Here is a 15,291-nt window from a genome sequence, read left to right on the forward strand (position 1 = left end):
GCTTAATCCAAAATCGCCACCGCCCGTATCCATCCCGCACTCGCACGCTCAATCTTTACGGGGAAGCATGACAGCGTAAAACCAAATGCTGGCAGCGCTTCCAAATTGGTAAGCTTTTCAATCTGGTAATAAGGCTGGATACGCCCGGCCTTATGCCCTTCCCAAATGATCGACGGGTCGCGCTTTTCGGCCCAACGCTTTGCGGTGTGGCTGAACGGCGCATCCCAGCTCCATGCGTCGGTGCCGACGACCTCGACACCTTGCGAGGTCAAATAAAGCGTTGCTTCCGCGCCCATACCAACGCCTTGGTCGGTGAAGTTATCCGTTCCGTAAACCGCACCAGACTGCACCAGAACAATGTCGCGTGGTTGCAGCGTATAGCCGATGCGTTTGAGTTCCGCCTCGACTTCCGCAGCACTGACAACATGGCCAGCGGGCAAATGGGAAAAATCCAACTTCACGCCCGGTGCAAAAAACAGATCCAACGGCGCTTCATCAATCGATGGGGCAGGGCGTGCACCGGCGTCGGTTGTCGAATGGAAGTGCCACGGTGCGTCCATATGCGTTCCATTGTGGGTGGACAGCGTGAGGCTTTCGACGGCCCAACCCTCGCCATCGGGAAGATCATCCTTCGTGAGCCCTGGGAAAAACATCGCAATCTGTTCCCACGTGTTTTCGTGCGTCATATAGGAAATCTGCGGCCGCATGACGGGCGGATCGGAAATGACGTCGTTGGTAATCGGGATCGACAGATCAATAAATTGCGTCATGCTCTTCTCCTCTCCCAAATCGATAATCGCCCTTGTGGATAAGCGCAACAAGCCGCTTGAAAGGGACGACATAGCGATTAAGACAAGGAAGAGAGTTTTTAGGGGAACATCATGGCCGCTGCTGCCGAGAACGAAATCACACTTGATCCGAAACGCGACCGTCTGGTCATAACGGCGTCATCGCTTGGCACCGTGTTCGAATGGTATGACTTCTTTGTCTACGGCATCCTTGCGGCACTGATCGGTAAGCTGTTCTTCCCTGCAGATAACCCCACGGCGGCAACGCTGGCTTCACTGGCTATATTCGGTGCCGGCTTTGGCGTTCGGCCGCTTGGGGCAATATTATTTGGCTATTTTGGTGACAAGATTGGGCGGAAATATACGTTCCTCGTGACCATCACATTGATGGGTGTCGCAACCGCCGCGATTGGTTTGTTACCGACATTTGAGACCGCAGGCGTGTGGGCCGCAGGGCTGTTGTTGTTGATGCGCTGTCTTCAGGGGCTGGCATTGGGCGGTGAATATGGCGGCGCGGCTATATATGTCGCCGAGCATGCGCCTGATGGAAAACGCGGCCAATATACCAGTTGGATCCAAGCATCGGTGGCAGGAGGGTTTCTGTTGGCAGTCGTCGTTGTGCTGATCACACGTCAGTCGATGAGTAACGAAGCGTTTGAAGCTTGGGGTTGGCGCGTGCCGTTTTTGACGTCGATCTTGTTGCTCGCCATATCGCTGTTCATGCGACTAAAATTGTCGGAAAGCCCCGTTTTCAAGGCCATGAAGGCCGCGGGAACGACGTCCAAAAATCCTTTCGTTGAAAGCTTTAAATATCCCGGCAATATCGGCCGCCTGTTCGTTGCGCTATTTGGCGTCGCCGCGGGTCTGACGGTGATCTATTATACATCGCAGTTTGGAACGCTCTATTTTCTGACAGGTACCGCGCGTGTGCCGGAGACCGATGCCTTGCTGTATATGGCCGTCGGTGCCGCGCTCGCTGCGCCAACTTATGTTGCATGCGGTTGGCTTTCCGACAAATGGGGTCGCAAGCGGATGCTTTTGTTGGGCTATGGCCTTTCCATCATCGGCGTGTTTCCCATTTTCTGGATGATGGCGGATGCCGCCAATCCCGCACTTGCGCGCGCGACGGTCAGCAACCCCGTCACGCTTTCCCTGCCGGAATGTGATTTCAACGTGCTCAACCGCACGCATGAGACCGAATGTGCGCAGGCGCTGAATTTCCTAACCAAGCGCGGGATTGCGTACAGCAAGCAGCCGTCCGAAACACTGGCGTTGACGGTCGGGGAATCGCAGCTTCAGGGCTTTGACGAAAAAGCCTATGTCGCCGCCTTGGAAAAGGCGGGCTATCCCGATAAATCTGATCCTGCCCAGCGGCAGCCATGGAAAATCATTCTGGCGGTGTTCCTGATGGTCGCGTTGTCGGGTATGACATATGGACAGGTAGCGGCCATTTTGGTCGAGATGTTTCCCGCGAAAATTCGCTACACCTCCATGTCTATACCCTATCATATTGGCGCAGGCTATTTCGGCGGCTTTCTGCCGTATATCTCGCAATATATTGTCGCGCAGACAGGACAGCCTTTCTCCGGACTTTGGTATACGGTTGGCGTCACAGCATTGGCCTTTGTCGTTGCGTTGATTTGGCTGCCGGAAACATCTGGAAAGACCAAGCTGGATTGACACGCAATGGGGTAGGGGCAAAAGGCCGCCGATGACCGATTTTGAACCCCCGCTGCGTTTGATCCTTGATGGCGAAGCCCTCGCGTCGAATTGGAAAGCGCTCAACGCACGCAGCGGATCGGCGCAGGCTGGCGCTGCAGTAAAGGCCAATGGCTATGGTCTTGGCGCGCGCGAAGTGGCGGCGCGGTTACGCGATGCCGGGTGCCGCGACTTTTTCGTTGCCCATTGGGGGGAAGCCGCTGCGATCGCGGATATCATCCCGCCGGCTTGGATTTCGGTCTTAAATGGCATTCAGGCCGCCGATATTCCCCACATACGCGCTTTAGGCGCCGTGCCCGTGCTGAACACACCAGATCAGGTGGCAATGTGGCAATCATCGGGAGGCGGGCGGTGCCACGTCATGTTTGATAGCGGCATCAATCGGCTTGGCATCGGGCCAGAGCAAATATCTCAATGCGACCTGGGAAGCATGGATATCGATTTATTGCTGTCCCATTTGGCATCGGCGGATGAGGATAGCGCTCAGAACGAGGCGCAGCAGCGCGCATTCCATGAACAAGCGGCGGCTTCGGGCGCAAAACGGTTGAGCCTTGCCAACAGTGCGGGCATCATGCTCGGCGCGGATTATCATTATGATCTGACGCGTCCCGGGCTCAGCCTTTATGGCGGCATTGCGCGGCCCGAGATGGAGGCGTTTATCAAACCCGTCGCGCGCCTTTCCGCACGCCTGCTTCAGGTAAGGACGCAGCCTGCAGGCGCGCCTATTGGCTATAACGCGACGCACATTTGTGGGAACGATACGACAATCGGGACGATTTCTATCGGATATGCGGATGGTTATCTGCGCGCCTTCTCTAGCAAGGGAACAGCCCATTATGGCTCGGCCACATTGCCGGTTTTGGGGCGCGTATCGATGGACCTCGTGACACTCGACATCAGTTCCGCGCCTGAGCTTCGCGAAGGCGATTGGGTGGAAGTGGAGTATGACCTGCCCACAGCGTCAGCGCTGACGGGACTTTCGCAATATGAATTGCTCACCAATTTGGGGACGCGCTTCGAACGTATTTGGCGGTAGTTCGCTCGCCCGTTTTAGCGCATTGGGCATGACCCAATAAAAAAGGGCGCCACATGGGCGCCCTTCTTTTTGTCTCGAAGATATTTCGACTTAGAAATCAGCATTGATTCCGAAGAAGAAGTTACGGCCGAAGCTGTCGAACGGATCGCCACCGGCTGTACCAAGCAAACCAAGTGGTGGCTGCTTATCGAGCAAGTTGTTGACGCCGGCGTAGAAACGGAAGTCGTTGCCGATGTCAAAGCCGACACGGATGTCGTGATACAGAACGTCTGGATAGTAAATCTGCGGGAACTGGTCAGCGTTAGCTGGAGCAACCCGCACAATGTTACCCAGCACTGGATCGCAAGTGCCGCCGTTGATGCCGGTTTGACCACGGAACGTACCTGTCAATGGGCATTGGCCCATGTAGCTGTGCTGCGCCTCATAGGTGCCGATCGTCTGCTTGCCGATATAACGTGCAGCGTACAGAATGTCGAAATCACCGAAGTCGTAACTCATTGAGAAGCTGGCGGACAATTCAGGATCGCCCAATTCGCTCAACTGACGATTTGGGTTTGCAGGGTTTGTTGGATCAGTGAAGTTATTCAGCTGAAGAACCTTGGTTGCGATCAAACGCGCCGAAAAACGATCACCATTGTCAAAGGTCTTACGGTAAGCGAGGTCGAAGTCGATACCCTTGGTACGTTGCGCAGCGAAGTTAACGCCGCCCGAAATCACCGCAGGCTCGACGAAAAGACCGGACGAAGGATCACGCTGCACAGTGGCGCAGAACGGATTGTTGATGCCCGAAGCGTTGGTGTAGCACAGGTTGATGATGGTTTGCGCGCTCAATGCGGCAATCAGGTCTTCAACCTTGATCTTGTAATAGTCGACCGTCAGGCTGAGGCCAGGAATGAAGCTTGGCTCAACAACAACACCAAGCGTCAAGCTCTTGCCCTTTTCTTCGATCAAAGTGGGGTTACCACCCGAAAGGAAGCCGGTCGAAGCCGTACGCGCCGTACAATTGATAAATGGTGCGCCCAAGGCAACTGGAAATGCGGTGGTTGCACAAGCTGCGACCAATGCTGCGTTGGCAGTGGCTGGAACGCCAGCGGCCAAGCAGTTAGCGGCCGTTGTGCTTCCTGGTGAAACCAGATCGCATGGGTCACCGATGAACGCAAAGTTCTCAGAAGCTGTCGAGAACAGGTCGCCCTGCGTTGGTGCACGAACCGACGTTGCATATGCAGCACGGAAACGGACATCTTCGATCGGAGCATATACACCCTGAACGTTGTACGCATAAACCGTACCCGTCGAGGTGTTATAGTCGGATACGCGACCAGCGAAGTTTACCGACAGTTCCCTGGCAAAAGGCACATCTTTCAACAATGGAACCTGGACTTCGCCGTAAGCTTCCCTGACGGCAAATGCTGGTGGACGGAAGTCCTGCAATGCGTTGAGGAAGGTTGCGCCGCTTGATGTCAGTTCATCATAATCGATGCTTGCTTTTTCCTGACGGTATTCAGCACCAAATGCGAATGCGACTGGGCCACCGGGCAGTTCGAACAATTGCGAAAGGTCACCACCGACAAATGCCGATGCAACGAACTGGCTTGCGAACTCGTCCGTGCGCCCTTCGGTGTTGATGAAGTCGAGTGCACGCGGATCAGCAACGTTCTGACCAAATACGTTAACCGGGATACAGGCTGTGTTTACGTTCGATACCGCGTTGACGCGGCAGATAACCTTTTGACCTGCAGAATTGGTTACGAAGTTGGTACCGGTAAAGGTTGATGGCGCAACAACCGCGTCAGCCGCAAGGTTAAAGCCGTCATATCCCGAACCATCCTGCGTAAAAATCACAAGGTTATTCGTGTTGAAGCCAACAGCCTTAAAGCGGCCGTAGTTCACTGCGAGTTCGTAGTTCCAATCTTCGTTGAACGTTCCTTCAACGCCACCAACTGCACGATAGGTCTCGCGTGTACCTTCAAAGCGACGACCACCGAGGTCGATGTTGAAGCGGTTCAGACCGAATGTACCGGTTGCCACGTTCGAGCAGAGGCCATTCTGTTGAAGTACAGTCAGGTTCTGCGCCGTCAGGAAGCCGTTGTTGCAACGGAATGCTGGACCACCGAGGGTCTGCGGCACGCCGGAGAAGAAGCTAGGCTGTCCTTCGCCCGATACATCGGTACGGACATATTTGGCTTCGATGAATGGCTTGAACGCGTCAGATACGTCATAATGCGCCAAGATGTTTGTCGCATAACGGTCAACTTCGGCCAAAAGGCTACCGGTGTTCCGCAGCGTCGAACCAAAGCCACCCTGGGTGTTGCCTGAGCCTACGCCTGCAAAGTTTTGGGTTGGCGTATCGACAAAAAGATTGCCGAAATCGTCAAAGCGCAAGAAGCGACCGCCGGAAAGGCCGCCGACAGTACCCGCGTCAGAGATCGTACCGTTGCGGATACCACAAAGGAACGTGTTATCTGGGATACCGTCAGTTGCGCTGAAGCCAACTTCACCGCCAGCTGTGCCTTGAAGGTCCGTAAGCTGGAACTGGCAACGGCCGCTGGCCGCGCCGCTCAAGCCGTCGCGCTGGTTGAAGTACAATGGCTGCTGGCGGGTATATTCTGCCGAAATAGCGACGTTACCGCGGCCATCTGCGAAGTTTTGACCAGCAAGTGCGCTTACGAAATATGTTCCACGGTCACCGCGCGACGAAAGGCCGCCCTGTGCGCGGACAGCAACGCCGTCATAGTCGCGCTTCATGATGAAGTTGACAACGCCAGCAACAGCATCCGAACCGTAAATAGCCGAGTTACCGCCAGTAACAATGTCGATACGCTCAACCAAATCGGTTGGGACGGTGTTGACGTCAAAACCGTTGTCGCCTGGCGTCGATGTAACGTGACGACGGCCGTTGACCAGAACCAGCGTACGGTCGGTGCCAAGGCCACGAAGGTCGAGAAGGCTGAGGCCCGCGGTTCCGATGAAGCGGCTCGAGTTACCCGAGCTGAATGTCGAACGGAGCGAAGGAAGATCGTTCAATGCGTCACCGAGCGAGAGCTCGCCGGTACCGGTAAGGTCTTCAACCGTAACCGATGTCAATGGAACCGCAGATTGAACCGTTGGACGCGCAATGCGCGAGCCGGTCACCAAAATCGGTTGGCCAACGCCTTCCTCTTCGACTTCTTCCTCGGCTTCTTCTACCTGCGCGTTGGCCTCATCAGCTTGCGCATCCTGGGCAAAAGATGGAATGGCGCTAAACAGCGCGAGGCTGATAGCGGAACCTGCGACCAATAAACGTGACTTCTTCATTAAAAAGATCCCCAGCTTGTTTGTTCATTTTCAATTAATGAACCAGTAAAGCGCAGACGGACAACATGTGCAATAGCTCCCGCAGAAAAAAGATGCTTTTTGAGATATTGTTGCTGTCAGGCCACATAGGGCAAACCGCTGTAGCGGACAGGTTTAGACAACAAAATGTCAGAGGACGGCAGGCAATTTCCTCTGCAATGCTATCCCGAAAGGCGCTGAACCGAGGGCAATTTTCGTTCCACGGCGCGCCGATGTTGCAGTGCACCACAGCTTGGTGCTATCGGGCGTCTATCATCCGTGAAAGGAACATGAATGGCACGTGCAGCCAGCAGAAATGGTGATGGGCCCATCATCATCAAAAAATACGCGAACCGGCGGCTCTACAACACGCATTCGTCCAAATATATTACGTTGGACTTCCTCGCGGACCTGACTCGTAAGGATATCGACTTCAAGGTTGTTGATGCCAAAACGAATGATGACATCACCCATGGTGTGCTCACGCAAATCATCATGGAGGAAGAAAATAGCGGCCAGCAGATGTTGCCCGTCGGGTTCCTGAAGCAATTGATCGCCATGTATGGGGATTCCATGCAGGGAATGGTTCCGCAGTTTTTGGAAAGCTCAATGGACAATTTCCGCAAGAACCAGAAACAAGTGCAGGATGTGATTGAAACCGCAATCACCTCCGGTCCATTTGGGCATATTGCAAAGCAGAATATCGAATTCTTGCGCTCGGCGCGCGAGGCGTTGATCCCCAATCTTGGTGGCTTGGCCGGTGCCAAGACAGCCGAGACGGAGACGATTGCCGACCTCAAACGGCAAATTGCAGATTTGCAGGCGAAGCTCGATAAAATTGCCGCAGAATAATTCCGCGGTCATATTCACTACAAAGTAACGGGTAAGATTTTGATAAAACATGCTTTAAGCGTCACGCGCGCGCAAAATTTCGCGGGCTGGTATCAGGAAGTCATTTCGGAGGCCGACCTCGCCGAAGAATCGGGTGTCCGCGGATGCATGGTTATCCGGCCATGGGGCTATGGCATGTGGGAACGCATCCAAAAGCTGATGGATGCGGAAATCAAAGCTGCTGGCGTGGAAAATTGTTATTTCCCGTTATTCATTCCCTTGTCGTTTTTTGAAAAAGAAGCCGACCATGTGGAGGGCTTTGCCAAGGAAATGGCCGTTGTCACCCACCACCGCTTGATTGGTGATGGCAAAGGTAAGTTGGTCCCCGATCCGGATTCCAAGTTGGAAGAGCCGCTGGTTGTGCGCCCAACGTCGGAAACCGTTATTGGTGCGGCCATGAGCCGCTGGGTGCAAAGCTGGCGTGATTTGCCGTTGATGGTCAATCAATGGGCAAATGTTGTGCGTTGGGAAATGCGCACGCGTATGTTTCTGCGTACCAGTGAGTTTCTATGGCAGGAAGGGCACACCGCCCACGCCGATCGCGCAGATGCGATGCAGGAAACGATGCGCGCGCTTGAAATGTACCGCGCCTTCGCCGAAGGCCCGCTGGCTATGCCGGTGGTGGCGGGTGAAAAGCCCGAGAATGAACGTTTTCCGGGCGCTGTCGCAACATATAGCATCGAAGCGATGATGCAGGATGGCAAAGCGCTGCAAGCGGGAACATCGCATTATCTGGGCACGGGTTTCGCCGAAGCATCGGGCATCAAATATCAGGATAAGGACGGCAGCCAGCAATTTGCGCACACCACCAGCTGGGGTGTTTCAACGCGGATGATTGGCGGCGTTATCATGACGCATGGCGACGATGACGGGCTTCGCTGTCCGCCGCAAATCGCCCCGCACCAGATTGTTATCATACCGATGTTGCGGGACAATGACGAAGACGAAGCCGTGTTGGAATATTGCCGTAGCCTGCGGCTCGAATTGCTCGCGCTGAGTGCTTTTGGCGAACCATTGCGTGTGCTACTGGATACCAAAGCGGCGAAAGCATCAAACAAGCGTTGGTCTTGGGTTAAAAAGGGCGCGCCAATTATCGTTGAAGTCGGCCCCCGCGATGTGGGTGAGGGCAAAGCCGCGGTTTTGCGCCGCGATCGCCTGTACAAGGACGACGGCAAGCTTGCGACTGCATTTACCCCACGCGGTGAATTTGTCGCGGCGGCAGCTGGTTTGCTTGAGGATATCCAGTCCACCCTATACGCCGAAGCAAAAGAACGGCTTGATGCCAACATCCGCCGTGACGTCACCGACCTTGCATCGCATTTTGCCGGTGACGAGGCGAAGTTTGCTGGCTGGGTCGAGGTTCAGTGGGCACGCCCAACCGGCGCTGCACTCGATAAAATCGTTGAGCAGTTAAAAGCGCTCAAGCTGACGATGCGGAACAGCCCAATTGATGCAGCTGCGGTCGACGGCGCATGCTTTTTTACCGGCGAACCCGCCGTGGAACGAATACTTATTGGCCGGACGTATTAAGGGTTTCGCACGAAGGCACAAAGGCACGAAGAGGGTAGAATGGAAATTGAACACATCTGCTCTCTCGTTGTCGATGCGGCTTTCAAGCTTCACAAGGATATCGGCCCCGGATTGCTTGAAAGTGCGTATGAGACAATTTTGGCAGCCAAGCTGGAAGACATCGGGTTGGTTGTTGACCGGCAAGTGCCGATCGACATCCAATATGAGCAAGTTCATCTGCCCTCAGCATTTCGTGTCGATTTATTGGTCGAAAAACGCGTAATAATTGAGATCAAATCGGTCGAAAAAACACTGCCAGTTCATGCGAAGCAAGTAATCACCTATCTTCGCCTGACCAATTTAACCCATGGGTTCGTTATCAATTTTGGCACCCCCATGTTCAAAGATGGAATAAAACGCTTGTTGAACGACCGACCGTCTTCTGTGTCTTCGTGTCTTCGTGCGAACCAAAATGGAAGTGGCTCATGACGATCAAAAAAGTGCAGTTTGAAGGTCTTCCGTCCCGCGAACAGATACTCGCCTTTATCCAATCGTCTAACGACCCTGCGGGAAAGCGAGAGATTGCGCGGGAATTCGGCTTGCGCGGGCATGAAAAGATCGCGCTGAAGGCGCTGTTGAAGGACATGACCGACGAAGGGCTGATCGACATGGCGCCGGGCCGTGCCTTTCACAAAATGGGTGGCGTGCCAAAAGTCACGGTGCTGAAAATCGTCGCGATTGACGGCAACCAACCTGTGGCCATTCCGGAGCATTGGGAAGCCGAAGGCATTCCGGCGCCCAAAATCCGGGTGATCGAGACCAAAGGCAAGCGCAACGGTGCGTTGGGCATTGGCGACCGCATTTTGGCGCGCACCGAAGAACGCGGCAATGGCTGGGCCGCGCATGTCATGAAGAAACTCGCCAAGGGCAGCGAACAGATATTGGGCGTTGTTGAGGGCGGCGACAATGGCCGTTTTTGGCTAAAATCCGTTGACAAGAAATCACGGTTCGACACCCAAATCGGTGATGTTGGCGACGCAAAGGCTGGCGAGCTGGTCCTTGCGGAACTCACCGGAAACTCACACAAAAAATCTGCGCGGGTAACGCAGGTTCTGGGCGATCCCTTTGCGCCGAAAAGTTTCAGCCTCATTGCCATTCATAAATTCGGCATTCCGTTTGAGATGCCAGAAGCCGTGGAGCGTGAGGCGGAACGTGTACGCGATCTGCCCGTCACCGACGACCACCGCGAAGACCTGCGCCATCTGCCGATTATAGCAATTGACCCCCGCGATGCGCGTGATTTTGATGACGCGATTTGGGCAACGCCAAATGCGGATACGGGCGGGTTTGACGCCATCGTCGCGATTGCCGATGTCAGCTATTATGTCCGTCCGGGCAGCGCGCTTGATCATGAGGCGTCGAAGCGCGGCAACAGCGTCTATTTCCCTGACTTGGTCGTGCCCATGCTACCGCACGCATTGTCATCGGACAAATGCTCGTTGCGGGCAGGGGAAGACCGTGCGGTACTTGCCTGCCACCTTGCCATTGGCAAGACGGGCCAAGTGACGTCATGGCGGTTCACGCGCGCAGTGGCGCGGATAGCCGCCAATATTCCCTATCCCGACGCGCAAGCCGCGATTGACGGGACTATGGAAAACCCGTTGCTGGAAAGCGCGCTAAAGCCATTATGGGCATGTTGGCGTTTGCTGTCGAAAGCGCGTGCCAAACGTGCGCCATTGGAATTGAACTTACCTGAAAAGCGTATCACGCTGGATGCGCAAGGCCGTGTGACCGGCGTTGCCGAACGCGAGCAACTTGAAGCGCATCGTTTGGTCGAAGACTTTATGATCGCGGCGAACGTGGCGGCCGCCAAAGCATTAGAAGCCAAAAAGTCGTCGCTGATTTACCGCGCCCATGAACCGCCGAGCCGCGAAAAGCTGGTCGCGTTGAAGGAATATCTCAAAACCTTCGACATTGATTTTGCGCTGGGGCAGGTGGTTAAGCCGGAAACCTTCAACGGGATTCTGGCAAAAGTCATCGACGAAGAAATCCGCCCGCAAATCATGGAAGCGGTGCTCCGTAGCCAGACTCAGGCTTATTACGGCCCCACCAATGTGGGACATTTCGGCCTGTCCTTGGGCAGCTACGCGCACTTTACCTCACCCATTCGCCGTTATGCCGACCTTATCGTGCATCGCGCTCTGGTGAGTGCCTATGGGCTGGAAATGCCCAAGCCAAAGATCAAGGATGTCGAACCAATTACCGGTTTGACCGAGGCCGCGATTGCAAGATTACCAGCGACCGCCGAAGCGATTAGCCGCACCGAACGCCGCGCGATGGAAGCAGAGCGGGAGACCACAGATCGCTATATCGCGGCATATCTGTCGGCGCAGGTCGGACAAGTGGTTCAGGCCCGCATCACGGGCGTTCAGAATTTTGGCTTTTTCGCAACAGTTGAGGGCGTTGGTGGCGACGGCTTAGTTCCGGTCTCAACACTTGGAAAAGATTATTTCCATTATGATGAGGCGAGCCAAGTGCTCATTGGCGAGAAAACGCGGCAGGAATATCGCCCGGGCATGCGTCTGGAACTCCGGTTGGCAGAGGCCAACCCCATTTCCGGATCACTTCGCTTCGAATTGCCGGAAGGCGGCAGCTATGCGCCGGATCGGTTCAAACATAAGGGTAAGCCAAAGGCCGGTAAATATGACGCGGGCAAACGCGGACGCCCCGGGAACATTCGGCATCAGGGCAAGCGGCGCTAGCTCAATTCATCCAGCTGCGCATCAGTTAGCGACCCGGGGATCACCATAACCGGGCAGGGCAGTGTCCCTGCATTAATACCGGTAAAGTGCGCAATAAGTGGGCCTGGAGCGCCCTGGGCTGCGGCACCGAGCACAAGTGCGGCGATACCTGGATGTTCCTCCAGCATGACCTTGACCACGTCAATGGCTTCGCCGGGCTTCACGGTGATTGCAGGACGAACACCCATTTCGTCAAAAATGGAACCCGCGGCGGCGGTCACAAGCTGTTCAGCCCGGTCGCGCGCCTCTTCTTCCATCGTCGCTTGCACACCGCCCCAGGCGACAAAATCCGCCTGTTCAACGAGCGCAAGGATGTGCACCGTTCCACCCGTTTTTGCGGCACGACGCGACGCAAACCGCAGCGCAAGCCGCGCTTCTTCGGTCTCATCAATGACAACAAGGTACGTCCGCATGCGCTTCCCCCGGCATGGTCCCCTGCGGCCAGCCTTTATGAATTCGTATAGCCTGCGCGAAATTTGCATCCTTGGCAACCTTATCGCGCTTGACGCTTGGGAAAGCTTGGCTATGCGATTATTTCAAATTGCGACCAAAAAAGGCCAAACCCGATGTCGATCGAACTCAAAATGCCCGCACTTTCCCCGACCATGGAAGAAGGCACGCTTGCCAGATGGCTGGTGAAGGAAGGGGATACCGTTTCGTCAGGTGATTTGATTGCAGAGATCGAAACCGACAAGGCGACGATGGAGTTTGAGGCGGTCGACGAAGGTGTGATTACACAGTTGCTCGTTGCCGAAGGCACCGACGGCGTGAAAGTCGGCACGGTCATCGCGATTATTCAGGGTGAAGATGACGGTGCAATCGCTGCGCCAAAGGCGGCCGCGCCTGCAGCCGCGCAAGCGCCAAAGCCTACTGAAGTGGCTGCTGCGCCAGCGCCAGTCACAGCCCCCGTTGCCGCGGTATCGCATTCCTCAGGTGACCGGGTAAAGGCCAGTCCGTTGGCGAAACGCATCGCGACGAACTCGGGCATTGATCTGGCTGGCATTAGCGGAACGGGCCCCAATGGCCGCATTGTTAAAGCTGACGTTGAACGCTCCACTAAAAATACCGTCAGTGCTGAGCTTTTCGGAGCACGCCCCACAGCCGACAGCCACCCTTCGACAGGCTCAGGGCTTACGGTGGATGGTGTCGACATCCCGCACGAGGTCGTCAAACTCTCCAACATGCGCAAAACCATTGCGCGCCGTCTGACCGAGTCTAAGCAGCAGGTCCCGCACATCTACCTCACCGTTGATGTCCGCCTCGATGCTTTGCTCAAGCTACGCGGCGAGCTCAACGCCTCGCTGGAACCACGCGGCATCAAGCTTTCGGTCAACGACATGCTCATAAAAGCGCTTGGCCTTGCGCTTATTCAGGTGCCCAAATGCAATGTCAGCTTCGCCGGCGACAATATGTTGCAGTACAGCCGCGCAGACATCAGCGTTGCGGTATCGGTGCCTACCGGCCTGATTACGCCCATCGTTACGGACGCCGCAAACAAGTCGCTGTCGAAAATATCGACCGAAATTGCCGAGCTCGCTGCGTGCGCGAAGGAAGGCAAGTTGCAGCCCCATGAGTATCAGGGCGGCACCGCGTCAATTTCCAACATGGGCATGATGGGCATCAAGCAGTTTGAAGCCGTCATCAACCCGCCACAAGCGATGATCATGGCGATCGGCGCAGGCGAGAAGCGGCCCTATATCGTCGATGACGCACTCGCCATTGCCACAGTCATGTCGGCCACCGGCAGCTTCGACCACCGCGCCATCGACGGCGCAGACGGCGCGCAGTTGATGAAGGTGTTCAAGGAATTGGTCGAGAAGCCTTTGGGGTTAGTGGCGTAAGATGTCTGATTACGACCTCATCGTCCTCGGTTCCGGCCCCGGTGGTTATGTGGCCGCCATCCGCGCGGCGCAGCTTGGGCTGAAAGTCGCGATTGTCGAGCGGGAAAATCTTGGCGGGATCTGCCTCAACTGGGGCTGTATCCCGACCAAGGCGTTGCTGCGTTCGGCCGAAATCTATCATTATATGCAGCATGCGGGCGATTATGGCCTGACGGCGGCGAATATCAGCGCGGATATCGACGCGGTGGTGAAGCGGTCGCGCGGTGTGGCCAAGCAGCTTAATCAGGGCGTCACGCATCTGATGAAGAAGAACAAGATCACCGTCCATATGGGCGACGGCAAGTTGACCGCCGCCAACAAGCTGACAGTCACCAAAGACGGCAAAACCGAAGAGCTGACCGCGAAGAACATCATCCTCGCCACCGGTGCGCGCGCCCGCGATCTGCCATTTGCGCCTGCCGATGGAAAGCGCGTCTGGACCTATCGCCACGCGATGGTGCCGCCCGAAATGCCGAAAAAGCTGCTGGTCATCGGATCGGGCGCAATTGGCATCGAATTTGCGAGCTTCTACAATGATATGGGCGCCGAAGTGACCGTCGTCGAAATGATGGACCGCATCGTGCCCGTTGAGGACGCCGATGTGTCTACGTTCCTTGAAAAGGCGCTGACAAAGCAGGGCATGACGATCATGACCGGGGCAGGGGTTGAAGAGCTCAAGGCCACCGCGACGGGCGTTTCTGCGAAGATTAAGGGCAAGGACGGCAAAGTAATTGCGTCCGAATTTACCCATTGCATCGTTGCCATTGGCATTGTGCCCAACACCGAAAATATCGGGCTAGCGGCGCTTGGCGTCGAAATGGACCGCGGTTTCCTGAAAACCGATCCAATGTGCCGCACCAATGTGCCCGGCCTGTGGGCCATCGGTGACATCACCGCGCCGCCATGGTTGGCGCACAAGGCCAGCCATGAAGGCGTGATTGCCGCCGAAGCGATTGCTGGCGGGCATCCGCACGCGATGGACCCCAAGAACATTCCCGGCTGCACCTATTGCCATCCGCAGGTCGCGAGCGTCGGCCTGACCGAAGCCAAGGCGAAAGAGGCCGGTTATGAGGTTAAAGTCGGCAACTTCCCGTTCCTCGGCAACGGCAAAGCGATTGCGCTGGGTGAGGCCGAGGGCTTCATTAAAACCGTGTTCGACGCCAAAACCGGTGAACTGCTCGGCGCGCATATGGTGGGCGCGGAAGTGACGGAGCTTATCCAAGGCTATACAATCGGCAAAACGGCGGAGCTGGTTGAGGCGGATTTCATGCACACCGTTTTCCCGCATCCAACATTAAGCGAGATGATGCACGAAAGCGTGCTCGGCGCTTATGGCAAAATGTTGCACATGTGAT

11 protein-coding genes are annotated in these 15,291 nt (G+C 55.6%); 8 read left to right on the top strand and 3 right to left on the bottom strand.

Features of this window, described 5'->3' with window-relative positions:
- Positions 1-2: 2 nt before the first annotated feature.
- Positions 3-770 (bottom strand): cyclase family protein, encoded by a 768-nt coding sequence (locus ACIQZK_RS01625; protein ID WP_397574613.1) that lies wholly within the window; start codon positions 768-770, stop codon positions 3-5.
- A 111-nt stretch (positions 771-881) separates the two neighbouring features.
- On the opposite strand from ACIQZK_RS01625, the gene ACIQZK_RS01630 reads away from it, so the two are divergent.
- Both ACIQZK_RS01630 and alr read left to right on the top strand, forming a co-directional pair.
- Complete coding sequence (locus ACIQZK_RS01630; RefSeq protein WP_397574614.1) at positions 882-2,468, top strand: MFS transporter; 1,587 nt, start codon at positions 882-884, stop codon at positions 2,466-2,468.
- A 31-nt stretch (positions 2,469-2,499) separates the two neighbouring features.
- The gene (alr, locus tag ACIQZK_RS01635; RefSeq protein WP_397574615.1) at positions 2,500-3,543 is read left to right on the top strand and encodes an alanine racemase; all 1,044 of its coding nucleotides are present in this window, start codon (positions 2,500-2,502) and stop codon (positions 3,541-3,543) included.
- 90 nt (positions 3,544-3,633) lie between these two features.
- Here alr and ACIQZK_RS01640 read toward each other — a convergent pair whose 3' ends face one another.
- A complete protein-coding gene (locus ACIQZK_RS01640) occupies positions 3,634-6,837 on the bottom strand; it encodes a TonB-dependent receptor domain-containing protein (protein ID WP_397574616.1) in 3,204 nt (1,067 codons plus the stop codon).
- A 312-nt stretch (positions 6,838-7,149) separates the two neighbouring features.
- Between ACIQZK_RS01640 and phaR the strand changes: the two genes are divergently transcribed.
- The 4 genes from phaR to rnr are packed head-to-tail and all read left to right on the top strand — an operon-like array spanning position 7,150 to position 12,017.
- Positions 7,150-7,707 carry a polyhydroxyalkanoate synthesis repressor PhaR gene (gene phaR / locus ACIQZK_RS01645; protein ID WP_397574617.1) on the top strand — a complete coding sequence of 186 codons (558 nt, stop codon included), beginning with the start codon at positions 7,150-7,152 and terminating at the stop codon, positions 7,705-7,707.
- Positions 7,708-7,746: 39 nt separating this feature from the next.
- Entirely contained in the window at positions 7,747-9,276 is a 1,530-nt protein-coding gene (proS, locus tag ACIQZK_RS01650; protein ID WP_397574618.1) for a proline--tRNA ligase, read from the top strand.
- Positions 9,277-9,315: 39 nt separating this feature from the next.
- The gene (locus tag ACIQZK_RS01655) at positions 9,316-9,744 is read left to right on the top strand and encodes a GxxExxY protein (RefSeq protein ID WP_397574619.1); all 429 of its coding nucleotides are present in this window, start codon (positions 9,316-9,318) and stop codon (positions 9,742-9,744) included.
- Positions 9,741-12,017 carry a ribonuclease R gene (gene rnr / locus ACIQZK_RS01660; RefSeq protein ID WP_397574620.1) on the top strand — a complete coding sequence of 759 codons (2,277 nt, stop codon included), beginning with the start codon at positions 9,741-9,743 and terminating at the stop codon, positions 12,015-12,017. The genes ACIQZK_RS01655 and rnr overlap by 4 nt, the downstream gene beginning before the upstream one ends.
- Here the strand turns inward: rnr and ACIQZK_RS01665 are convergent.
- Positions 12,014-12,469 carry a universal stress protein gene (locus tag ACIQZK_RS01665; RefSeq protein WP_395636843.1) on the bottom strand — a complete coding sequence of 152 codons (456 nt, stop codon included), beginning with the start codon at positions 12,467-12,469 and terminating at the stop codon, positions 12,014-12,016. The genes rnr and ACIQZK_RS01665 overlap by 4 nt on opposite strands.
- A 153-nt stretch (positions 12,470-12,622) precedes the next feature.
- Here ACIQZK_RS01665 and ACIQZK_RS01670 point away from each other — a divergent pair, with 153 nt between their 5' ends.
- Positions 12,623-13,897 carry a pyruvate dehydrogenase complex dihydrolipoamide acetyltransferase gene (locus tag ACIQZK_RS01670; RefSeq protein WP_397574621.1) on the top strand — a complete coding sequence of 425 codons (1,275 nt, stop codon included), beginning with the start codon at positions 12,623-12,625 and terminating at the stop codon, positions 13,895-13,897.
- 1 nt (position 13,898) lies between these two features.
- Positions 13,899-15,290, top strand: a complete 1,392-nt coding sequence (lpdA, locus tag ACIQZK_RS01675) for a dihydrolipoyl dehydrogenase (protein ID WP_397574622.1) — start codon at positions 13,899-13,901, stop codon at positions 15,288-15,290.
- Position 15,291 lies beyond the last annotated feature (1 nt).

It is taken from the genome of Sphingorhabdus sp., from assembly GCF_044338195.1.
In the GTDB taxonomy this organism is placed as follows: Bacteria; Pseudomonadota; Alphaproteobacteria; order Sphingomonadales; family Sphingomonadaceae; genus Sphingorhabdus_B.